Annotated in this window: 18 protein-coding genes and 1 pseudogene; 9 read left to right on the forward strand and 10 right to left on the reverse strand. The window is 57.6% G+C overall.

Features of this window, described 5'->3' with window-relative positions; translation table 11 throughout:
• Nucleotides 1-14: 14 nt before the first annotated feature.
• The 3 genes and pseudogenes from ACR0JX_RS11970 to ACR0JX_RS11980 form a co-directional block, all read right to left on the reverse strand.
• Nucleotides 15-974: a glucokinase gene (locus ACR0JX_RS11970; protein WP_480544127.1), complete on the reverse strand. Its 960-nt coding sequence runs from the start codon at nt 972-974 to the stop codon at nt 15-17.
• Between the two features lie 63 nt (nt 975-1037).
• A pseudogene (locus tag ACR0JX_RS11975) lies at nt 1038-2342 on the reverse strand (GH1 family beta-glucosidase); the annotation flags it as partial.
• A 2-nt stretch (nt 2343-2344) separates the two neighbouring features.
• Nucleotides 2345-3376: a LacI family DNA-binding transcriptional regulator gene (locus ACR0JX_RS11980; protein ID WP_480544021.1), complete on the reverse strand. Its 1032-nt coding sequence runs from the start codon at nt 3374-3376 to the stop codon at nt 2345-2347.
• A gap of 290 nt (nt 3377-3666) precedes the next feature.
• Between ACR0JX_RS11980 and ACR0JX_RS11985 the strand changes: the two genes are divergently transcribed.
• The 9 genes from ACR0JX_RS11985 (at nt 3667) to ACR0JX_RS12025 (ending at nt 15113) form a co-directional block, all read left to right on the forward strand.
• A complete protein-coding gene (locus tag ACR0JX_RS11985; RefSeq protein WP_170534832.1) occupies nt 3667-5025 on the forward strand; it encodes an ABC transporter substrate-binding protein in 1359 nt (452 codons plus the stop codon).
• Between the two features lie 66 nt (nt 5026-5091).
• On the forward strand, nt 5092-6099 hold the full coding sequence (locus ACR0JX_RS11990) for a carbohydrate ABC transporter permease (RefSeq protein ID WP_480499858.1): 1008 nt from the start codon (nt 5092-5094) through the stop codon (nt 6097-6099).
• Between the two features lie 12 nt (nt 6100-6111).
• Nucleotides 6112-7260, forward strand: coding sequence for a carbohydrate ABC transporter permease (locus tag ACR0JX_RS11995; RefSeq protein WP_480544022.1), 1149 nt, complete (start codon nt 6112-6114; stop codon nt 7258-7260).
• A gap of 9 nt (nt 7261-7269) precedes the next feature.
• Entirely contained in the window at nt 7270-8925 is a 1656-nt protein-coding gene (locus tag ACR0JX_RS12000) for an alpha-glucosidase (protein ID WP_480544023.1), read from the forward strand.
• Between the two features lie 3 nt (nt 8926-8928).
• Nucleotides 8929-10020, forward strand: coding sequence for a sn-glycerol-3-phosphate ABC transporter ATP-binding protein UgpC (locus ACR0JX_RS12005; RefSeq protein WP_170534840.1), 1092 nt, complete (start codon nt 8929-8931; stop codon nt 10018-10020).
• Between the two features lie 559 nt (nt 10021-10579).
• Nucleotides 10580-11704 carry an extracellular solute-binding protein gene (locus ACR0JX_RS12010; RefSeq protein ID WP_480544024.1) on the forward strand — a complete coding sequence of 375 codons (1125 nt, stop codon included), beginning with the start codon at nt 10580-10582 and terminating at the stop codon, nt 11702-11704.
• A 116-nt stretch (nt 11705-11820) separates the two neighbouring features.
• Nucleotides 11821-12933 (forward strand): ABC transporter ATP-binding protein, encoded by a 1113-nt coding sequence (locus ACR0JX_RS12015; RefSeq protein WP_480544025.1) that lies wholly within the window; start codon nt 11821-11823, stop codon nt 12931-12933.
• Nucleotides 12934-12945: 12 nt separating this feature from the next.
• Entirely contained in the window at nt 12946-13866 is a 921-nt protein-coding gene (locus ACR0JX_RS12020) for an ABC transporter permease (RefSeq protein ID WP_480544026.1), read from the forward strand.
• Nucleotides 13863-15113, forward strand: coding sequence for an ABC transporter permease (locus ACR0JX_RS12025; RefSeq protein ID WP_480544027.1), 1251 nt, complete (start codon nt 13863-13865; stop codon nt 15111-15113). The genes ACR0JX_RS12020 and ACR0JX_RS12025 overlap by 4 nt, the downstream gene beginning before the upstream one ends.
• Nucleotides 15114-15152: 39 nt before the next feature.
• Here ACR0JX_RS12025 and ACR0JX_RS12030 read toward each other — a convergent pair whose 3' ends face one another.
• The 7 genes from ACR0JX_RS12030 to melA are packed head-to-tail and all read right to left on the reverse strand — an operon-like array spanning nt 15153 to nt 23252.
• Entirely contained in the window at nt 15153-17069 is a 1917-nt protein-coding gene (locus ACR0JX_RS12030; protein ID WP_480544028.1) for a beta-galactosidase, read from the reverse strand.
• Nucleotides 17066-17926, reverse strand: coding sequence for an SMP-30/gluconolactonase/LRE family protein (locus ACR0JX_RS12035; RefSeq protein ID WP_480544029.1), 861 nt, complete (start codon nt 17924-17926; stop codon nt 17066-17068). The genes ACR0JX_RS12030 and ACR0JX_RS12035 overlap by 4 nt, the downstream gene beginning before the upstream one ends.
• On the reverse strand, nt 17923-18528 hold the full coding sequence (locus tag ACR0JX_RS12040; RefSeq protein ID WP_480544030.1) for a 2-dehydro-3-deoxy-6-phosphogalactonate aldolase: 606 nt from the start codon (nt 18526-18528) through the stop codon (nt 17923-17925). The genes ACR0JX_RS12035 and ACR0JX_RS12040 overlap by 4 nt, the downstream gene beginning before the upstream one ends.
• A complete protein-coding gene (locus tag ACR0JX_RS12045; RefSeq protein WP_480544031.1) occupies nt 18525-19418 on the reverse strand; it encodes a 2-dehydro-3-deoxygalactonokinase in 894 nt (297 codons plus the stop codon). Before ACR0JX_RS12045 ends, ACR0JX_RS12040 begins: the two co-directional genes overlap by 4 nt.
• Before the next feature lie 4 nt (nt 19419-19422).
• On the reverse strand, nt 19423-20190 hold the full coding sequence (locus ACR0JX_RS12050) for an SDR family NAD(P)-dependent oxidoreductase (protein ID WP_480544032.1): 768 nt from the start codon (nt 20188-20190) through the stop codon (nt 19423-19425).
• Nucleotides 20190-21899 carry an IlvD/Edd family dehydratase gene (locus tag ACR0JX_RS12055; protein ID WP_480544033.1) on the reverse strand — a complete coding sequence of 570 codons (1710 nt, stop codon included), beginning with the start codon at nt 21897-21899 and terminating at the stop codon, nt 20190-20192. Before ACR0JX_RS12055 ends, ACR0JX_RS12050 begins: the two co-directional genes overlap by 1 nt.
• A gap of 12 nt (nt 21900-21911) precedes the next feature.
• On the reverse strand, nt 21912-23252 hold the full coding sequence (melA, locus tag ACR0JX_RS12060) for an alpha-galactosidase (protein ID WP_480544034.1): 1341 nt from the start codon (nt 23250-23252) through the stop codon (nt 21912-21914).
• Nucleotides 23253-23260: the final 8 nt, after the last annotated feature.

The following is a 23260-nucleotide window of genomic DNA, read 5'->3' on the forward strand; positions in this document are numbered from 1 at the left end:
ATTGTCAGGCGGTTCTACCGCATGAGGGCATTTTTGCAGAAGTTGTTAGCGCCAACAATGCCAAATTCGACCTGTTCTGAGACATAGAGATCCATTCCACGCCGCAGCTCGCTGAACCGGCCACCATTGTTGAAGGCATCCAGAAAACTGTCTCCGAACAGCCAGCGGTTTTTTTCCGCCACGCCACCGACCAGAAAGACGCCGCCAATTGGCATCAATGTGACAGCCATATCCCCTAGCAAAGCGCCCAGATGCGTTGTGAACAGAGATGCGGTTTGAACCGCGTGCGGATCAGTGCCGGATCGCGCATCCTGCAGGATATCCCGCGCCGGGCGCGCGGAGATATTGGTTTGACCCGCCGCGATTGCTACTGCTCGGTACAAGATCGGTAATCCGGTGCCGCTGAGGAACATCTCAGCTTCCAAACTCAGGCTGTCGCCAAAGAAGCATTCGGGTGCAATACGCCGGGCCGCGTCAAAGATATCAACCTCATCCCGGTGGCGCGGCGCAAGGCCGACATGGCCTCCTTCGCCCGAGACGGTGTGATAATGCCCTTCGGAATACAGCAACGCCCCGACGCCCAGCCCAGTTCCGGGTCCGACCACCAGCCGCGTGCCGAGTGGCGGCGTGGGCGCCCCCTGCAAGACGGTAACATCATCGGACGTAACCTCGGCCACCGACCATGCAGCGGCGGTGAAGTCGTTGATGACATAAGTGTGCCGGGCACCGGTGGCTTCGGCCAGCTCAGCCTCGGACAAGTCCAGATTTGCGTTTGTGAGTTGAATCACGCCAGCCTGAACCGGGCCTGCACCTGCGGCAACAACTGCCTGAGGATCAGTTCCGACGTCATCTCGCAAACTGTGAAATGCGTTAAGTAAGTCGGACAAGGAGCCGGTTGGATGTTTGCGCAATTCTGTTAGCGCACCGTTCTCGACAACCCCAAGCCGGGTATTGGTGCCACCGATATCGGCCACCAGGTTCCAATGCTCGTGGACTGCCCCTGCTGGCTGCGCGAGCGGCAGGGCAACAGGGTTCCCTTTGGCCAGCGCGGCTTTTAGGGCGAGATATGAGGCTTTAGGCTTACGCTCCAGCGTCTCGAAATCCACGTCGACCAGACCGAACCGCTTTTCATACCCAAAGGCCCATTCGTAGTTGTCGAGCAGAGACCAGGCAAAATAGCCTTTGACTGGGGCGCCCTGATCCAATGCATCCTGAACGGCCGCAAGATGCTGGTTTAGGTAGTCGATCCGATCATCGTCCTGATCCCGTTTAGGACTTGCCATGCCGTTTTCGGTCACAAATAGGGGAAGGTCGCCAGTGTATTCCTGCGCCGTTCGGGTCAAAAAGCGGGTGAGGGCGGCTGGTTCGATCTCCCATTCCATTTGGGTTTTGGGCAAAGCTCCGGGAACCTCTTTCAGGCTGGGCCAGGCGGTATCAGACGGGGCAATCAGCTTGCGGGTGTAATAGTTCAGCCCACACCAATCGACGGGTGCGCCTATGGTGTCAAAGTCGTCCTGCCAGCCCGTGGGCAAATGAGGCGCGAGCCCCTCCAGAACATTCGCTGGATAAGCTTTCTTGAACGCACCGCCCAGAAAGAACCGGTTATAGATCCCATCATACAGATCCGCGGCCTTGCGAGCCTCGGGGCTGTCATCGGCGGGTTCGGCCCATTCCAGATTGAACACCGCACCAAGATTGGACATTCCAAGCCCGCGCATCGCCTGAATGGCGCGGCCATGGGCCAGCAGCACGTGATGCATGGCGCGCGCAGCAGCTCGGATATCGCGCATGCCGGGGGCGTGGTGGCCTTCGAAATGGCTCAGCCAGCTGACGCACCAGGGCTCGTTGATGGGGGCGACGCTATACATGCGATCCCCGATCCGGCCCATGATGATCTCGGTGAAATCTGCAAACCACCCGGCGATATCACGGTTGCGCCAGCCACCCAGATCAGCAAGGGCCGAGGGCAATTCCCAGTGATAAAGCGTGGCACAGGGGCGGATATTGCGCTCTAGCAAGGCATCGGTGAGGCGGTCGTAATAGTCCAGCCCGGATTGGTTCACCGAGCCGCGCCCATCGGGCAGCACCCGAGCCCAGCTGGTGGAAAAGCGGTAGCAATCGAAACCAGCCTCGCGCACGAGATCGAAATCTTCCGGAAACCTGTTCAGATGATCGCAGGCCCGATCACCGTTTTCCTGCCGCACGACATTACCGGGCGAGGCGGCGAAGGTATCCCAATGGGTCTGACCAGCCCCGCCCTGGGCGTGGCCTTCTATCTGATAAGCAGAGGTTGCCACACCAAAGAGGAAGTCTTTGGGAAAGTCAGAACGAGTATATTTCATTGCTAGTACCTGTTGGGCGCCGGGCCTGTTGATCTGCCTACTACCAGTTCAGCTTCCAGCAATCTAGTTTTGGTCGGCGCATCCGGGGATTTGATGCGTTCGATCAGCATATTGGCCGCTATCTCTCCGGCCTTGCGAACAGAGGAGCGGGTGGCGGTGAAGATCGGAACATCTTGCCCGTTCTTAAGATAGGACAGATCATCGTCATGGGCGATGACGGATACATCGCGCCCTATTTGCAAGCCCGCTTCGTCAATCGCGCGCCGAACGCCGATAGCAGAAATCATCGAAGAAATCAGGATTGCGGTTGGTGGATCATCAAGGGCAAGCATCGTGCGTGTTTCGTGGTGACCATAGACTTCGGTCATCTCGGCGCTGCGCATCAGATTAGGTTCAGGTGCGATCCCTGCCTGCGCCAGTGCAGCAAGATAGCCATCACGGCGGCGCTGGGCGAAATCCATGTCTTCAAGGCCGTTGATCAATGCGATGCGCCGATGGCCCAGATCCAGCAGGAATTGGGTCGCCCGCAGGAACGAGCTTTTGTTGTTCACATCAATCCAGTCATAGGGCAGGTCAACACCGGTCGAACGGCCATGCACAATGAACGGAACTGACATCTTGCTGAGTACCGAGATTCGATGCTCGTTCACTTTGGGGCCCTGCAGAACCACGCCATCAACTGCACCGCGCTGGAACAGGCTGCGATAGGCTTCTTCGATCGAGGTGTCATCGGCGTTGGTGAACATCATGTCATAGCCATGCTCGGCATATGTTTTCACGGCACCCGCAACGAAATCTCCAAAGATGGGGTTCACCATCTCGTGCTGAGACGAGCTGGGGATCACATGACCGATGACCATGGATTTGCCTGTTGCCAACCCTTTGGCGCGGCTGTTTGGACGATAGCCATGTTTGGCAGCTGCTGCCTGAACGCGCGCGCGCGTGGTCTCATTCACTTCCGGATAGCCGTTTAGCGCGCGACTGACGGTGGTCGGCGACAACCCAAGCATATCCGAAAGTTCTTTTAGCGTCATAAGGTGCTCATATACTGCAAGCGCTTTGAATTCTTTGAACTCATCTTTTGCGTTTCGCCATACTCATAAAAAGAGCCATAAAAGTAAAGATTAATGAGTGATAAATCCAAGAGTATTCGGAATCGTTGACTTTGACGCGCAAACGCGCAACTTTACATCTATCCAAAGCGCTTTGGATTGCGGTAGTAAGCTATATTGCCGTGATTCTCGTGTCGGAACGCGTGGCAGTTACGTCGCGGATCGGGTCGGGCCCGAACAACTAAAAGCTTGATAAGCTGTGGGAGGACATCATGAAGAAGTCGTTTTACGCCAGTGCTGCGGCATTGGCGCTGAGTGCGGGGACGGGATTGGCGCAGGCTGATCTGGCATTCACGCCGGGCGAAGGCCCGTTCAATTGGGACAGCTACAATGCCTGGGCAGAAAGCGCGCCGGATTTGAGCGGCCAGACCGTTACCGTCTCGGGTCCCTGGCTTACGCCGGAAGATGGCTATTTCAACAACATGACCGCCTATTTCGAAGCAGCCACGGGCGCGGATGTGATCTACACCGGCTCGGACAGTTTCGAGCAGCAGATCGTTATCGATGCCGAGGCTGGCTCGGCCCCCAATGTTGCGGTGTTCCCGCAGCCTGGTCTGGCCTCGATCATGGCGTCGAAAGGACAGCTGTCTCCACTGGGCGACGACATGGCCGCCTGGGTTGGTGACAACTACGCCGCAGGTGATTCCTGGGTTGATCTGGGCACCTACAAAGACGCTGACGGCAACGACCAGATGTACGGCTTCTTCTACAATGTGAACGTCAAGTCTCTGGTTTGGTACAACCCCGAGAACTTCGAGGATGCCGGATATGAAGTGCCGACGACGATGGAAGAGCTCAAGGCTCTGACTGAACAGATCGTCGCCGATGGTGAAACGCCGTGGTGTATCGGCCTTGGGTCGGGTGCCGCAACCGGTTGGCCTGCGACCGACTGGGTCGAGGATATGATGCTGCGCACCCAGCCGCCGGAAGTCTATGACCAATGGGTCACCAACGAGATTCCGTTCAACGACCCACGCGTTATCGCTGCAATCGACGAATTCGGTTGGTTTGCGCGCGATGATGCCAAAGTGTCCGGCGGTGCAGGTGCCGTGGCCTCCACCGATTTCCGCGACAGTCCCAAGGGCATGTTTGCCTCACCGCCTGAATGCTACATGCATCGTCAGGCGTCCTTCGTTCCGGCCTTCTTCCCGGAAGATGTCGAGTTTGGTCTGGATGCAGATTTCTTCTATATGCCGGCCTTTGCTGACAAGGACTTGGGCAACCCGGTTCTGGGTGGCGGGACATTGATGGCTGTGAGCAACCCCTCCGACGCGACAACCGCGTTCATGGAGTTCCTCAAACAACCTATCGCGCATGAGATCATGATGGCGCAGACCGGCTTCCTGACACCGCACAAGGGCGTCAACACCGAAGCTTATAAGGATGACACGCTGCGCGGTCTCGGGGACATCCTGCTGGGCGCGACCACGTTCCGTTTTGACGGGTCGGACCTGATGCCAGGTGCGGTCGGTGCAGGCACGTTCTGGACTGGCATGGTTGACTATACAGGCGGCAAATCCGCCGAAGAGGTCACGGGTGAGATCCAGTCCTCCTGGGACGCCATCAAATAATCTGACAACCCTTTGGGCATCCCGCACGCCGGGGTGCCCATGCCTGTCGCCGCGAGGGAGGATAGCATGCATCCGGCAATACAAGGCCTGCTGACGATCGCCATTGGTGTGTCGGGATGTGTGGGCTACTTCTACCTATCCAACCAAGTTCTGGATAAATTTCTGTTTCCAGCGCGTGGCCCAAATGCAGGGCGCAATATCAACCGCGCCAACATGATCCGGCCCTGGCTGTTTCTGTTGCCCGCCTTGCTCGCACTGGGTGTGTACCTGGCCTATCCGGTTGTTGAAACCCTACGCCTGTCGCTGACAGACCGCGTTGCGGGTGGCGGCTATGTATGGGCCGGATTCGACAATTACGTGCAAATGGTTGCCGAACCCAAGTTCTGGGAGGCGATGCGCAACAATATGCTATGGCTGATTGTGGTTCCGGCCATGTCCACAGCATTTGGTTTGCTGGTTGCACAGCTGACCGACCGCATCCGCTGGGGCAACGTCGCCAAATCGCTGATCTTCATGCCGATGGCAATTTCATTCGTCGGTGCCTCGGTGATCTGGAAACTGGTCTACGATGCGCGGCCCATCGATCAGGATCAGATCGGCGTCCTGAACGCGATTTATATCTTCTTCGGTGGCACCGAGACGCACACCTGGCTGACGCTTCCGTTCTGGAACAATTTCTTCTTGATGGTCGTTCTGGTCTGGATTCAAACCGGCTTTGCCATGGTGATCCTGTCTGCCGCCCTGCGCGGTATCCCGGAAGAGACCATCGAGGCCGCCATTCTGGACGGGGCCAACCCTTTCCAGATCTTCTTCAAGATCAAAGTGCCGCAGATCAAAACCACGATCATGGTTGTCTGGACCACCATCACAATCGTCGTTCTCAAGGTCTTTGACATCGTCTTTGCCATGACCAACGGTCAGTGGGAGACGCAGGTTCTGGCCAATTACATGTACGACAAGATGTTCCGTGCCAATGACTGGGGCGTGGGGTCGGCCTCGGCGATGGTGATCATGTTGCTGGTCACTCCGATCCTTGTCTGGAACGTGCGCAATGCGCGCAAAGAAATGCAGTAGGAGGTTGGGGATATGAGCGATATTGCAGGAACCCGGCCAGCCCTTCGCTGGGTTGTTCATGCCTCGGTGGTGTTTCTTGTCGTGCTTTGGGTGTTCCCGACGCTGGGCTTGTTGATCTCGTCTTTCCGAACGGGGGATCAGATTGCCAGCAGCGGCTGGTGGCGGGCTTTGTTTCCGTCAGAACAGAACCTGACCCTACGCGCTGCCGGGCCAGGTGCGCAGGTCTCAACCGACGGGATGTATGTCATCGAAGGCAACGTTTTTGACGGTGAGAAGGCCTCGGACATCAGCAGATGGGGGGTCAACTCTCGGGCCATCGATGCCTTTGCCCCCGGCGAAACGGCCGAGCTGCGCCGCGGTGGCACAATAACGGTTCAGGCCAACGGCGACTACCGGATGGAGAACACGGAGGAGTTTTCTGGCAATCGCGGTCCCCGAGTGTTTGTGACCACCACCTTGCCGCCCGAGTTCACGACCGAGAATTATGCCCATGTTCTGTTCAACGCGAACAGTGCCGACAGCATGGCTAAGGCGTTTTTCAATACGTTGACGGTGACGATACCGGCGACGATCATCCCAATCCTAGTTGCGGCCTTTGCGGCTTACGCGCTGGCTTGGATGGATTTCCCGGGGCGGGCATTGTTGATCGCTGCCGTTGTTGGTCTGTTGGTGGTGCCGTTGCAGCTGGCTTTGATCCCGCTGCTGAAACTGCACCTCAATATCGGGATCGGCAAAGGATATCTGGGGGTTTGGATGGCCCATACCGGTTTTGGGATGCCATTGGCGATCTACCTGTTGCGCAACTACATGGCCGGATTGCCACGCGATCTGATCGAAAATGCGCGGGTAGATGGGGCGACTGAGTTCCAGATTTTCACCAAACTCATCCTGCCGCTCAGCTTTCCGGCGCTGGCGTCCTTTGCGATCTTCCAATTCCTGTGGACATGGAACGATCTGCTGGTTGCCAAGGTATTCCTGATCGACTCATCCGGTCAGACAACGGTGATGACCAACCGCATCGTCGAGCTGCTGGGCACACGCGGCGGTAATTGGGAAATTCTTGCCACGGCGGCCTTTGTTTCGATTGCCGTTCCGCTGGCTGTCTTCTTCGCAATGCAAAAATACCTGGTCCGGGGCCTGCTGGCCGGATCTGTCAAATAGAGGCGTCTGATGAACGTGCAGAACACCACAGAACTTTCCAAAGCTACCAAAGTGTCGTCCGAGTGGTGGCGCGGTGGGGTGATCTATCAGATCTACCCGCGCAGCTTTCAGGACAGCAATGGCGATGGTATTGGCGACCTGAAAGGCATCACGCAACGGCTCGATTATATCGCGTCGCTTGGCGTGGATGCGATCTGGATATCGCCGTTCTTTAAATCTCCGATGAAGGATTTTGGCTATGATGTCAGTGACTATCGGGACGTGGACCCGATGTTCGGCACCTTGGCTGATTTTCAGGAGCTTTTGGACAAGGCGCATGCCAAGGGACTGAAGGTCATGATCGATCTGGTCCTGTCGCATACGTCGGATCAACACCCTTGGTTCAGTGAAAGCCGTGCCAGCCGGGACAATCCGAAATCCGATTGGTTCGTCTGGGCCGATCCCAAGCCTGATGGGACGCCGCCGAACAATTGGCTGTCGATCTTTGGCGGTTCGGCCTGGCAATGGGATTCTCGCCGTCTGCAGTATTACCTGCATAACTTCCTGACCTCACAGCCCGATTTGAATTTTCATTGCCGTGAGGTGCAAGATGCCCTGCTGGATATGGCACGGTTCTGGTTGGAACTGGGGGTTGATGGCTTCCGTCTGGATACGATCAACTTTTACTTTCACGACAAAGAGCTGCGGGACAACCCAGCCCTTTCGATCGAGCAACGCAATGCCTCGATCGCGCCAGCCGTAAACCCCTATAATCACCAAAACCATCTGTATTCCAAAAGCCAGCCGGAAAACATCGCGTTTCTGGAACGCCTGCGCGCCTTGACGAATGAATACGAGGGCCGTGCCTGTCTGGGTGAGATCGGCGACGCGCAGCGTGGGCTTGAGATTATGGGAGAATACACCACCGGCGATAAGCGGATGCACATGTGCTACGCGTTCGAGTTTCTTGAGAAACGGGTGCTGACGGCAAGCTATGCCAAGCAGGTTTTTGACCAATTATCCGCAAAGGCGCGGGATGCCTGGCCCTGCTGGGCGTTTTCGAACCACGATGTTGCGCGCCATGCGTCGCGCTGGGACCTCAGTGAGGCTGCGGCCCGGCAATATGCGGTGCTGATGATGTGCCTGCGCGGTTCGGCCTGCCTGTATCAGGGCGAGGAGCTGGGCCTGCACGAAGCAGATGTTCCATTCGAGAAGCTGCAAGACCCTTATGGAATCGAATTTTGGCCTGAATACAAAGGACGTGACGGCTGCCGCACACCGATGGTCTGGGTGTCACAGGATGAGCAATCCGGGTTCAGCGCAGGCGAGCCTTGGTTGCCGGTCAGCGCTGCACAGGCCGAACAGGCTGTTGACCGGTTAGAAGCTGATCCGCACTCGATGCTCAACCATTATCGCCGTGCCATTGCTTTGCGCCACGCGCATCCGGCCCTGGCGACCGGCGCACAGACACAGATGGAGCAGACCGGAACGGTTCTGACCTTCCTGCGCGAAAATGAGACTGAACAGGTGTTTTGCGCCTTCAATCTGGGATCGGAGGCTGCGGAAATCTCGCTGCCTCAGGGCCAATGGCACGCCATTGGTCAGGATCTGGGCGCGGTCGAGGGCGAAGGTCAGATCACACTGGATGCAGCGCAATTCTGCCTGATGGTCAAGGAAAAGGGGTAAACCATGTCTGAACTCAAACTGACGGATGTTGCCAAATCCTATGGCCCCATTGATGTCCTGAAACATATCGATCTGGATATCGATCAAGGCGAGCTGATCGTTTTTGTCGGTCCCTCGGGTTGCGGGAAATCCACGTTGCTACGGATGATCGCCGGGCTGGAAAAGATCACTGGCGGCACGCTGGAAATTGAAGGGCAGGTCATGAACGATGTCCCGCCCGCGCAGCGCGGCATTGCCATGGTGTTTCAAAGCTACGCGCTTTATCCGCATATGACGGTGCGCGAAAACATGGCCTTTGCCCTGAAGATCGCCAAGATGCCCGCGTCGGAAATTGATGCCTCGGTCGAGCGTGCCGCGCAGATCTTGCAGCTTGAACCGTTCCTGGATCGTCTGCCCAAGGCCCTGTCGGGTGGTCAGCGCCAACGTGTTGCCATTGGCCGTGCGATTGTGCGCGACCCAAAGGTCTATCTGTTTGACGAGCCGCTTTCGAACCTTGATGCCGCGCTGCGTGTGGCCACCCGGATCGAGATCGCACGTCTGAAAGAGGCGATGCCAGACAGCACGATGATCTATGTGACCCATGATCAGGTTGAGGCGATGACCTTGGCCAGTCGCATCGTTGTGCTGGCAAACAAGGGTATCGCACAGGTTGGTACGCCGCTGGAGCTGTATGAGACACCGGACAATGAATTCGTCGCGCAATTCATTGGATCGCCCTCGATGAACCTGCTTCCTGGGCGGATCACCGGCACCGGGGCAACAACCACGATTGCTTTGGCGTCAGGGGGCACTGCAGTTTCATCGATCCCGACTGAGGCCAGTGACGAAGGACGAGAAGTGAATATCGGCGTACGTCCCGAAGATTTTGTGCTGACCGAAGAGTCTCCGATTCTGACTGGTACCGTAGACTTCACCGAAGCGTTGGGTGAGGTGACATTGCTTTATTTCGAGAAATCCGAGGGGGTCGAGTCTGTCATTGCAAAGCTTCCCGGCGTGCAGCGTAATCTGCGTGGTCAGTCCGTTTCAGTAACGGCGGCGCCGGACAAGGTGCATCTGTTCCACAATGGCGTGTCGATGCGCCGGCATTCAGCCTGATCTTGTAACGCATCGCGATAGCGCGCTGATTTGTGGGGTGCCGACGCTTTTTTAGTGCCAGATCGAGCGCATGGGAGCGAGTTGTCGGCACGAGACTTCACGGTCGATTTCAAGCATGTGCCCACTAAAGCTACCAATATATGGTGAGCCACCACACTTGAGCGCTTTTCGCGTGAATCGATTCGAAAAATCGGTGCAGATTGAGGCATCTGGCCGCAGCGCTATCAGACTATAGTATTTACCCATTTATTTTCAATGATTTATATGTCGGGGCAGCTTGATGGTGGGATGGCCCGCGCGAGTGCCAGACCTTTATCAAGGCTGCAATACCCCTCATTTTTTACAACACATAAGTATCTTGTTGGTGCTTTCACAATCACAGCCTAAGGTGAGGCCGTCCGGTGTATTTTCATACTCGGAAGCGAAAGAAGCAGGACGGGGTTGCAAACTGGACTTATTAAAATTTCCAACTGTCACTTTTGAGTAGACAGCTCTGCCGCGAAGTTCTGGCCTGCAATCAAAACAAAAAAATCTAACGACTAACCATGGGAGATACAAAATGGTCGATCGGAAAAATCTTTCCAGACGTACGGTGCTGAAAGGCGCAGGCGCTGCTGCTTTGGCTGCCCCGCTTTACAGCAAATCTGCGCTTGCATCGTCGGGCGAAATAAACATTCTGATGTGGTCGGACTACCTGCCGCCCAGCTTCATTCAAGAGTTTGAAACGCTCACCGGAATCAAGGTGAACTATACCGGTATCGGATCGAACGAAGAAATCATCAACAAGATGAAGGCCACCAAAGGTCAGGGCTTTGACATCGTGTCGCCCACCAACAACCGCTCGCTTCAGTGGGAGCCGCTGGAGCTGCTGCAGCCATTCGACATGAATAAGGTGCCGGTTGATCTGGTGAACCCGGCGATGGCGCAAATTGGTACGGATGCGTGGAACTTCGGCGACAGCGGTGCGCATTGGCTGCCGCATATCTGGGGAACGGAAGGTATCGCTTACCGCACCGACCTGTGGCTGCCGGAAGGTGATGCGCCATCTTATGGCGATGTCTGGTCCGAAGCGAATGCGGGCAAAACCATGGGCCGCGCGCATTCGATGATGCTGGGCGCTGGTCTTTACATGGAGCGCGCGGGCGAGATGGAGCCTGGTTCGGTCTGGGCGGCTTATGGTGACGAAGACACCATGCGCAAGGTCTGGGGTCAGATCACGGACTGGTGCGTTGCCCGCAAGGATCGCATCAAACTGATCTGGAACGACGCCGATACCCAAAAGAACGGCCTACTGAACGAAGGTGTGGTCGTTGGCCAGACCTGGGACGGTCCGCCGCTGGCGTTGAAATCCGCAGGTGAGCCTGTGCATTATCAGGCACCGGTCGAAGGTGCGATGGCCTGGGTCGATGGTATCTCGATGCCGACCGGTGCACAGAATGTCGAACAGGTTTATGCCTTCATCGATTTTGCCTATCAGGCGAAACCAGCAGGCGTTGCGATTGATAGCCACGGCTACAATTCGCCTGTTCTGGGTGCCGACCAGTATTCGGGTGACACCTATAAGAAGAACTTTGCAGAAGCCTATCCGGGTGACTCGCTTGCTAACCTTAACCCGTGGCCGGCCGAAGCACCCTGGTACGCAGAAACGCGGACCGAGTTCGTCAACAAGTTCAAAAGCGCCTGATTGCGTAACATCTGGTCCCTCGCCATTGGGCGAGGGACTAACCCCTGAGCGTCGCTATGTCGCCTCAGGCCCTATCCGCGTGCCAGCACGACGCGCGCCAGTCGGAGATATCTAAGATGAGTGCAGGGGTCGGAGTAGATCTGGAAAACCTGTGGATCCGTTTCGGTGATTTTGTCGCCGTGCGTGATGCCAATGTGAATATCAACGGGGGCGATTTCTTTTCGTTCCTTGGCCCCTCGGGCTGTGGCAAGACCACGATACTGCGCGCGGTTTCGGGGTTTTTGGACCCCAGCGAAGGCAAGGTTCTGATCGGTGGCAATGACATGCGCGGTATCGGGCCGAACAAGCGCCCGACCGCTCTGATCTTTCAGAACCTCGCGCTGTTTCCCTTGATGAAAGTCTGGGAGAACATCACCTTTTCGATGGAGATCAATGGCGCCAGCGCCGCCGAACGCCGCAAGCGCGCGGATGAGCTGCTGGACATGATTGCTCTGCCGGGGCAGGGCGACAAGCTGCCAAGTGAGCTTTCCGGTGGTCAGCGCCAACGGGTTGCCATCGCGCGCGCGCTGTGCGCGGAACCTGATGTTCTGCTGTTGGACGAACCGCTTTCTGCGCTGGACCTGAAGCTGCGCCAACATATGCGGACGGAGTTGCGCGAAATTCAGCAGCGCGTCGGCATTACCTTTATCTATATCACTCATGACCAAGGTGAAGCGCTGACCATGTCGGACAATATCGCCGTCATGCGTGCCGGAGTGATCGACCAGATCGCGGATGGCAAGACCATCTACAATGATCCCAACACGGCTTTTGCGGCTTCTTTTGTCGGCGAAAACAATGTGTTCCGTGGTAAGATCAAGCAGGTCATGGGCAATGAGGCGATGATCGCGACCAACCGGTCCGGCGATCTGGTGGCCCGCATCTCGACCGCAAATCAGGGTAAGCTGAAAGAGGGGGACGACGCAATGATGTTCGTCCGGCCCGAGGCGTTTGCCATCGCGCCTGAAGGAAGCACTGGCAATCATTTCGTGACCGCGCAAGTGAAGCATGAAGAATTTGAAGGCAATGTCTTCAACATCTTCACCGAAGGGGATGGCGGTAAAGAGATCAAAGTCTCGCTGCCCAACCTGGGCCAGTCCTTCGAAGACCACACCGGCCAGATGATCACGCTGGAATACGAGACCCGCAACGCGGTTCTGGTTCCAGCGGGTGAATTGGCAGCAGAGTAAGGGGTCAGACAAATGCCCCAGTTTCTGAAAGAATTCTTCAACCGCAATGGCACCGGCATGGGGTTGATGATCCTGGGTCTGGTCCTGTTCTGGACCATCGGCCTGATCATCCTGCCCCAACTGTCGATGTTGGACTTTTCGTTCCGTCCAAACCTGCCCCCGCCCGAGATCGGTGGGCCCAAGGACGTTTACACGCTTGAGAACTACAAGTACCTGATCTACGGGCCAGAAGGTGGTAGCCAGGATTACAACGCAGTCGACCTAAGGGTGTTTTTCCGCACCTTGCTGGCCGCGGTCTGCGTGACGATCTTTAACCTGATCATCTGCTATCCGATTGCCTATTATCTGGGGCAATCCAAAGGCAATCACATCCGCATCTTTGCGATCATGCTCATCATTCCCTACTGGATTAACGAGATTCTGCGGGCTTTTGCTCTGCGGATTATCTTCGGTGAAACCGGCGTACTGAACACATTGTTCATGGGTCTGGGCATCTGGGATACGCCGTTCGATTTCATCCGCAACGACATCGCGCTCTATGCCGGGCTGGGCTACGCCTACATCCTGTTGATGATCTTCCCGATGTACAACGTGATCGAAAGCCTAGACGGCAATCAGATCGAGGCTGCACGGGATCTGGGCGCGCCCTGGTGGCGGATACATTGGCGTGTAGTCATTCCTTATGCCAAGCCAGGGATCAGTTCGGGCTGTACCATGGTGTTCATGCTGTCTGCGGGGGCGCTGGCCGCACCACAAATCTTGGGCGGGCCGTCCAGTCTGTGGTTCACGCAACTGATCTATCAGCAGTTCAACGACAACAATGACTGGCCGCAAGGGGCCGCCTACGCCATCGTGCTGCTGGTGACCTGTATCCTGTTCGTGCTGGCGGTGATGCGCCTGTTCAAGGTGAATATGGGGGATATCGGGAAATGAACAATTCCTTCCTCCGCATAAGCATCTGGGTCTATCTGGCAATCTTCTTCCTGTACCTGCTGGGGCCGCTGGTGATCATGTCGATCACAGCCTTCAACTCTCCCAGCTTTCCAAGGATGACCCCGTGGGAATGCCTGACCTTCCAGTGGTTCAGTGAGCTGTTTCAGGATCAACGTATCCTGAACGGCATCAAGAACTCGCTGATCATTGGGGCCGGGACAGTTGTTCTGTCGGTGGCGATGGGTCTGGCGGGCGCGTTGATGTTGACGCAGATTTGGCCCAAGCTGCGCGCGACCTATTACACGGTCATCATCGCACCGATCCTGATACCGGGCGTTGTCTTGGGTATCTCGACACTGGTCTTTTGGGACCGGATCAACCGGATGCTGGGGCTTGGGGCGGATAGCTTCCTGTCCAATGGCATCTTCCTGACGGTGATTGGCCAATCCACCTTTATCGCCAGCTATTGCATGCTGGTGCTGGTGGCGCGGCTGCAGCGTTATGACATCGCGCTGACCGAGGCCGCACTGGACCTGGGTGCCAGCCATGCACAGGCGTTTCGTAAGATCTTACTGCCGTTCATGCGCCCGGCGATTGCATCAGCGGCGGTGCTGGCGTTCCTCGCTTCGTTCGAGAACTACAACACCACCACATTCACCTTTGGTGAATATCCGACGCTGACTATCGAGCTGGCCCAGAAGGTACGGTACGGTATTACGCCTTCGATCTCGGCCTTGGCCTTTATCATCGTGGCGCTGACCGTGTTCTTCGCCCTGCTGAACGAAGCCAAGCTGAAACGTCAGGAACTGGTGGCAGCAGCGCGCAAAAAGGCCACTGTGGAAGAACTGGCAGGCAAGATCAAATTGCCGGGCTTCTTCTCGGGGAATATGGCTGCGGTTCTGGTTGTGGTGTTTGCGGTGGCGACGATCACTGTGGTTGGTACCGCAACCGCCTATGATCCGGGTCAGTGTATCGCCGACGTGCGTGCGCAAAAGCAGTTGGAGGCCGAACAGCGTATCCAAAAGCTGCGTCAGGAACGCGAGGAGCGTCGCAAGCAGCGCGAGGCGGACGAGGCCGAGCAAGGCGGCACGCAAACCGCACCGAAACCATCGAACAACAGTGGTTTTGGGAATGTCTTTGCCCCCAACACGCTGGGTGGTGAAGAAAGCTCTGATTCCGAAAGTGAGCCGTCGAATAACGATGGGTTTGGTGGGGTCTTTGACCCCAACAGCCTGCAGAACGACTAGGCGCGGAGCCTAAGCAAACCTGCTGCCGCCCGAATGGATTTAGCTCTGTTCGGGCGGTATGCGTTTCAGGATCGCCACATCGCAACCCGCGATGTCGTGCCCGTCCCATTCCACCGCATCGGAATTGTAGTTGATCAGGAACGTGTGTTCCGTCGTGTCGCGGCGGCGCAGCCCTTTTGGCATGGGTATAAGGGTCAGGCCGGTTTGATCGGCGGCCATCGCTACAACACGGTCCCAAAGCTCGGTATCCGGGAACCCGCCCAGATACCACAATCCGCCTTTCCCTTTCAGCGCGGGGCTGCCATCCTCGAAAATCAGCACATCCGTGGCGTTCCCCGTCAGTCGGTCGATCCAATGCTGCGCGGTGCCGCCTCCGGCCACGGGCCGGTGTATGTTGGGCGGAATTGTCTCGACCAGTTCCACTTCGCAATCCAAACCTGCCAAGCCGGGCCGTCCGGTTGTGGGGATTTGAAAGTCGCGGGTAATCGCTCCGCTGCGGGGGCCAAGGATGGCAAGATCGCAAGCATCTGTCAGGCGCTGTTCCAGATCCCCATCGAATGTCGCGAGACCCGGTGCGAGGATCAGCTTGTAGCCGTGCGGAACTTCTGCCGTCGAGACAAAATCCACCGACAGCCCAGCCCGTCGCAGAGCACGATAGGCCGAGAACACAAGCCAGAAATAGTCAAACCCAGCCCCTTGCGGCTGTGCTGTCCAGGCCCAGTCCGAGGTATAATCGAACAGAATGGCAACCTGCCCCTGCTGTTGTTCCACCGCGCCCAACGCGGTCAGATCATCGGCGGTCTGGCGCGCTTCGGCCAACGCAGGCGCATCCGCATTGTTTGAAGTCAACAGACCCGCATGCATCTGTTCCTGCGCAAAGGGGGCCTGCCGCCAGCGGAAATAGCTGACCACCTCGGCCCCGTGCGCCACAGCCTCCAGCGACCATAGGCGGACCATTCCGGGCAGGGGCGCGGGGTTGTAGGGGGCCCAATTCACAGGGCCGGGCTGTTGTTCCATCACCCACCAGCGTCCGTGCCCGACTGTGCGATACAGGTCATGGTGAAACGCTTGCATATCGGGATCACCCTGTTGCAGATATCTGGTCTTGTGGTCCAGATCATCCTCCAGCCGATCCGAAAGGAACCCAATCGGGTAGCTGTCCCATGTGGCGATATCCAAATCAGCCCCGACATCAAAATGATCAAACTCCAACACGCGGCCCATGTAATTGTGCAGCAAAGATGCATCCGTTAGCGGCCTAAGCACATCCACCTGAGCCTTGTTGAAGGCCACAACCTGATCCGAGCTGAAACGGCGGAAGGCGAGCACATGAGCCGGATTTGGGTCGGTCACGGTCAGGTTGGGCAGGTCGATCTGGTTGAAGTGGTTATACTCCATCGACCAGAACACATTGCCCCACGCCTCGTTCAGCGCTTCGATTGTGCCGTACTGATCTGCCAGCCATCGCTGAAACGCACCCAGAGCAGACGCGCTGTAGCTGAGCGTCGTGTCATGGCAACCATATTCATTGTCGATCTGCCAGGCGGCGATATGCGGATTTTGACCGTAGCGTTCACCCATGATCTGGGCAATGCGGGCGCATTCGTCGATATAGCCCGCATGGCTGAAACAATAATGCCTGCGCGACCCGAACTTGCGCGGCTGGCCTTGCGCATCGACCGCCAGCATGTCGGGGTGCTTGTCCAACATCCAGCGGGGTGGCGTGGCCGTCGGTGTGCCAAGAACTACCTTCAACCCTGCCGCACCCAGTGTTTCGATTGCGCGGTCCAGCCAGTCGAACTGCAGATTGCCGGGCTGCGGCTCCATCCGGCTCCAGGCGAATTCTCCGATCCGGACCCAGCGCAGGCCAGTCTCAACCATGCGTGCGGCATCTTCGGCCCAAACAGCCTCGGGCCAGTGTTCGGGGTAATAGCAAACGCCAAGTTCGGGTTTCATAAAAGGACTCTGTGTTCTGCCTGGCCTTGCCCCGCATTCGGGGCAAAGAAGGTCATTCCGTTCGTGGGTTGGTCTCGAAGCGCCTCGGCACTCAGCCCTTCGCGGGCCGTTGTGCAGAAAAGCGTGTTCAAATCGTCTCCGCCAAAGGCGGGACACGAAGTATGTGCGGCGTCAAATGTCACCGCGCGCTGAAACCGCCCCGAAGGATCATAGCACGCAACCCGCGCCGCGCCCCATTGTGCGATCCAGATATGGCCCGCTGCGTCGACAACTGCGCCATCCGGGTTCAGGGCTTCACTACGGAGATCCAGAAAAACCGAAGCCTCACCCTCTGGCCAGCCGGTTTCAGGGTCTAGCCCCCAACGCATGACCTGCTGTGTCGTCGTATCGGCATAGTACGCGCAAGAGCGGTCGGGCGCGAAGCAGATCGCGTTTGAGATCGTGACGTTTGGAACCAGACGGCGCAGCTCACCCTGCCAGAACCGATAGATCGACCCGGCTTGTGGCTCGGCCTGTTTGCCCATGGTTCCAATCCAGAACCCGCCCCACGGATCAGCGCGCCCATCATTGGAACGGGTAATGGGATTATCCGCTTCCAATGGGCAGACGTGCTTCTTCTCACCGTTAGTTAGCGAAAATCGCCACAACCCGGTCTCGGATGCGATCAGCAGAGTATCTTTGTCTACCCAACCCGCTGCCGAGACATGTTCCGCGAAATCCCAGCTGTTTTGTTCGTCCGCCTCGCGGGTCATCAGACGTTTGTTGTTGATATCAAACCAGAAAAGCTGCTGCCGTTCCGGGTGCCATAAAGGCCCTTCCCCCAAATCACAGGGGCGGTTGTCAAATACCTGACTCATCCGATGGTCGCGTCATAGGCGCTGACGATCTGCTGCGCGCGCTCTGCAATTTCTGAGATACTCATCCCCGGTTTATAGAGCGCCGAGCCGATGCCAAACCCATCCGCACCAGCCGCGATCCAGTCGCCGAAGTTCTCAGGACCCGCACCGCCGACAGCGTAAACCAGCGTGCTTTTTGGCAAAACAGGGCGCAATGCGGCCAGGCCCGTTGTCCCGGCCATCACGCCGGGGAACAGTTTCAGCCCGGTCGCACCTGCCTTCAGCGCCGCAAAAGCTTCGGTAGGGGTGAAGACGCCCGGCCAGCTTTGCATGTTCAATGCTACGCTGCGCGCAATCACTTCGGCATCGTAGTTTGGTGAAACGATCAGTTTGCCGCCCACATGGGCAACGTCTTCGGCCTGTTCGACAGTCAGGACTGTCCCGGCGCCAACCAGTGCTGTGTCTCCGAAGGCTGATGCCAATTGGCCGATGCTTTCAAGCGGGTCGGGCGAATTCAACGGTACCTCGATCTGGTCGATACCCGCATCGATGATAACGCGGCCAACCGCTTCGGCCTCGGACGGTTTCAATCCGCGCAGAATGGCGATGATAGGGCGGCTCATGCGGTTTGCCTCGTCAGGTTGCGGGCCTGCGCCAACCCGGCCAGGGTGACCTCTGTGGCATCGGCGGTTTCCACAAACGCGCCCTGTTGTTGCAGGGCTTGCGCATAGATATTGGCGATATGATCGGCGCCGATAATGGCCATTTGTTGCCCCAGCCAATAGGCTCGTGTGGCAGCCAGTTCAGCGCCGATCAGCAAGCCTGACAACCGCGCTCTTGCGATTGCCCCGTCTTGCCCTTGCAGCAGATCCGCAGCACGCAACCCAAACAGGCGACCCGCAAGGTTTTCGGGCTTAGACAGGGTGTCCGCCAGCGCTTCGGCGAAGGCGGCATCATCCCACCCTTCACCAACCGAGTGCCTCAGAACGGATTGCCTGCGCAGCAGTTCAAACATCTCTCCTGTCATGAAGGTGCGAAAGCTGACAACCTCACCCGCGCTGAGTTGTACCCATTTGGTGTGCGTGCCGGGCAAGCACAAAACCCCATCCCAATTGGGTCGTGCAGCCAGAAAGCCGGCGATTTGTGTCTCTTCGCCGCGCATGACATCTGGCGGTGTCGTCTGTTTCAGGCCGGGTACAACAAAGGCGCGAATGCGAGGGTCAGTGTCCGGCACCCGCACTGGAAGACTGGCCACCGGTTCTGATGGTATGGTGGCATAAGGGGCCTCGACCCAACCTTGCCGCGCGCCGACCATGCCGCAGGCGATGACGTCGACCGGAGCATCGCCCAACCATGGCTCGACTAGAGACAGAAGTGCAGCCTGAAACCCATTTTTCGCCAAGCGCGACATGCCCTGATCGGACTGCGCCTGATCCACAACCCTGTCGCCCTGTATGGCCCAAGCCCGCAGGTGAGACGTTCCCCAATCGACAGCAATCCACTCCGACTTCATTTCCTCACCCCGATACGACCACGCCACCATCAACGGCCATACACTGACCGGTCATGGCGCGGCTTGCGTTTGAGGCCAAAAACAGCGTTGGTGCAATCATGTCCTCAGGTGTCAGATGTTCTTTCAGGCACTGGCGGTCCAGATGGGCGGCAAGGTCCTCGGGCGTGGCCCACATATCAAGTTGTTTCTGCGTCAGGACCCAGCCGGGGGCCAGCGCGTTTACGCGGATGTTTTGCGGGCCCAATTCGCGCGCCAGCGACCGTGTCATGCCCGTGATGCCCGCATTCGAGGTTGTGTAGATCGGATAGCCCGCATTGCCCATGATATAGCTGATCGAGCTGAAATTGACGATCGCACCGCCTTTGTCCTGCATCTGGCGTGCTGCCTCCTGGCAGGCAAAGTAATAGGCTTTGAGGTTCACCTCGATCATCCAGTCCCAGAACTCGGTTGTGGATTCGTCTAGCGAATGACGTTTGTCGTTGGCGGCGTTGTTGATCAGAACGTCCAAGGGGCCATGCGCCTCGGCTGCCTTTTGCATCGTGGCATGCAGCAGTTCTGTGTCGGTCATATCACCCTGCATAAACAGCGGCGCGCGCCCGTGTTTCTCGCGCATCTCCTCAACAAAGGCGCTGGCATCCGAGCGGCCGATAAAGGCCACGTTTGCACCTTGCGCAAGAAACCCATCGGTCAGCGCCGCACCAACGCCCGAGCCGCCGCCAGTGATATAGACCGAGGCCCCGTTCAGATCGTGGAATGTAGCGGGTTGGGTCATCAGTGGCTCTCTCTGGTCACAAGGCGGGTGTCTTTGCCGACAAGGAAATCAAGATCAGCGCCCTGATCGGCTTGCAGAACGTGGTCGACATAAAGTTTCGCATAACCGCGGGTATAGTGAGGTTCGTCCGGTTGCCACGCGGCGCGGCGGGCGTCCAGTTCCTTTTCATCGACCAGCAGTTCCATCTCGCCCTTGCTGGCCGAGATACGGATGCGGTCACCGGTTTTGACCAGCGCCAAGGTGCCGCCCGCCTGCGCTTCGGGGCTGACATGCAGGATGACGGTGCCATAGGCAGTGCCCGACATGCGCGCATCGGATATGCGGATCATGTCGCGCACGCCTTCTTTCACCAGCTTTGCCGGGATCGGCATGTTGCCGACCTCAGGCATGCCGGGATAGCCCTTTGGGCCGCAGCCTTTTAGGACCAGAATGGTCTCGGGTGTCACCGGTAGATCGTCGCGGTCGATATTGGCTTTGAGGTCTTCGATGTTCTCAAACACATAGGCCTCGGCCTCTGTTTCGAGCAGTTCGTCAGTGGCTGCCGAAGGCTTCACGATGGCCCCGTTGGGTGCAAGGTTGCCGCGTAGAACACGCAAGCCTGCTGCAGGTTTTACCGGATCGTTGAAGGCGCGGATGACGTCGGTGTTGAAGCATTCAGCCCCATCGTAATGGGCCGAGATGTCCCTATTCAAAACTGTCTTAGCCGGTCGCAGGAAGGATTTGAGCTCGTTCAGAACAACTGGCACACCGCCTGCATAGCAGAAATCCTCCATCAGGTATTTTCCCGAAGGCATGCAGTTGACCAGCAGTGGGATTTCCGACCCAATTTCAAAGTCTTTCAGGGTTAGATCCACACCGACACGACCCGCCAAAGCCAACAAGTGGACCACAGCGTTGGTCGAACCGCCCACAGCAGCGTTCGCCAGAATGGCGTTCTCGAATGCTTCCTTCGTCAAAATGTCCGACGGTTTGAGGTCTTCGTCCACCATCTCGACAATCCGTTTGCCGGTCAGATGCGCCAGCGCCATACGGCGCGCATCGACGGCGGGCAGGGCGGCGTTGGTGGGCAGGGACATGCCCATCGCCTCGACCAAAGAGGCCATGGTCGAGGCCGTACCCATGGTCATGCAGACACCTGCACTGCGGGACATCCCGGATTCGGCGTTCATGAAGTCCTGCAGGGTCATCTCTCCGGCCCGGACGGCCTCGGAAAACTTCCAGACATCGGTGCCCGAGCCGATATTCTGACCGCGATATTTGCCGTTCAGCATCGGTCCAGAGCTGACGACAATCGAGGGCAGATCGACCGAGGCCGCGCCCATCAACTGCCCCGGTGTGGTCTTGTCACAGCCGCCCAGCAGCACGACGCCGTCGATGCCATAGGCGCGGATCGATTCCTCGACATCCATCGCCAGCAGGTTACGAAACAGCATGGCGGTGGGCTTCATCTGGGTTTCGCCTAGCGACATGACCGGGAATTCGACCGGGAAGCCCCCGGCCTCCCAAACGCCACGTTTGACGCCCTCGGCCAGATCACGCAGGCCCGAATTGCAGGGGGTTAGCTCGGACCAGGTGTTGCAGATGCCAATAACTGGACGCCCGTCAAAGGCGTGGTCGGGAAAGCCTTGGTTCTTCATCCACGATCGGTGGATGAAGCCATCCTTGTCGAGTTTTCCGTACCAATGCTGTGAACGGCGTTTCTTCGTCATATGCGGGGCCTTTCAAGCGGCGCGGGCCGGGCGGCACCAATCCGGCAGCCAGTCGGCATGAGCTGTCAGCAGGTCGGTGACAAGGCTGCGGATTTGCCGCAAGTCCAGTTCGGCGGCGGTGTGCGGGTCCATCATTGCGGCGTGATAGATGTGTTCTGGGTTTTGCTCAACCAGTGCGCGCACCGTCAGTTCCTGCACATTGATCTGGGTCCGCATCAGGGCAATCAATTGAGGCGGGATATCGGTAACCACTGAAGGCTGCACGCCGTTGCTGTCTAGCAGACAGGGGGTTTCGACCGCGGCACCCAAGGGCAATTGTGGGATTTGGCCAGTGTTGGGCAAGTTGCCATAGGCCACATAGGGCGCGTCGGTGACGATGGCGTTCATCAGGTCGGCGGCGAACTCATGGCTGCGGCAGACTTCGATATCCCGACCATCGGTCAATGTCTTGGCTTGTTCTTTCCAGCTTGCAACCTGCTCGATGCAGCGGGTGGGGTATTCGTCCAGCGGGATCGAGAACTGCTCGATCAGATCTTCGCGTCCGTCCTTGATGAACCACGGAACGTATTCGGCAAGATGTTCTGAGCTTTCGGTGCAAAAGTAGCCAAGATGATCCATTACCTCGTACCGCACCTTGTTGGGGCAGCGGGGCATCAACAGTGGAGCTTTGGGCAAGCGCCCGCTGGCATATCCTTGTCGCAGAGCCGGGTAAAGGTCGCGGCCCTGATGTTCCAGTTTCAGGAAGAACGCGACGTGATTGACGCCCGCGACCTTGTAGCGGAATTCATCCTTGGGCAGGTCCAGGTCATGGGCCAGTTCTTCGACGGTATTCTGGACCGAGTGGCAGAGGCCAACATGCTTCAGGGTCGGGAAACGTTCAGCCAGCGCCCATGTATTGATCGCCATCGGGTTTACATATTGCAGCAGTGTCGCGTTGGGGCAGAGCTGCATCATGTCGCGCGCGACGTCCCACAGAACCGGAACCGTGCGCAATCCGCGCATGATGCCACCAATACCCAGCGTATCAGCGATAGTCTGGCGCAAACCGTATTGTTTTGGGATCTCGAAATCGGCGACCGTGCAAGGCGTGTACCCGCCAATCTGGAAGGCGGTGATCACAAAATCCGCCCCGTCCAGCGCCGCGCGGCGGTCGGTGTGTGTGGAAACGGTCGCACCCGTGCCGACCGAGCGGATCATAGCGCGGGCCACGGATTCGCTTTCGGCCAGACGTTCTGGATTGATGTCCATCAGCGCGAAATGGCTATCGGCCAGCGCAGGGGTGAGCAGCGCGTCGCCCACGATATTCTGCATGAAGATCGTGGAGCCCGCACCAATGAAGGCGATCTTTGTCATTGAGGCAA

The sequence above is a fragment of the Ruegeria sp. AH7 genome (genome assembly GCF_056541325.1).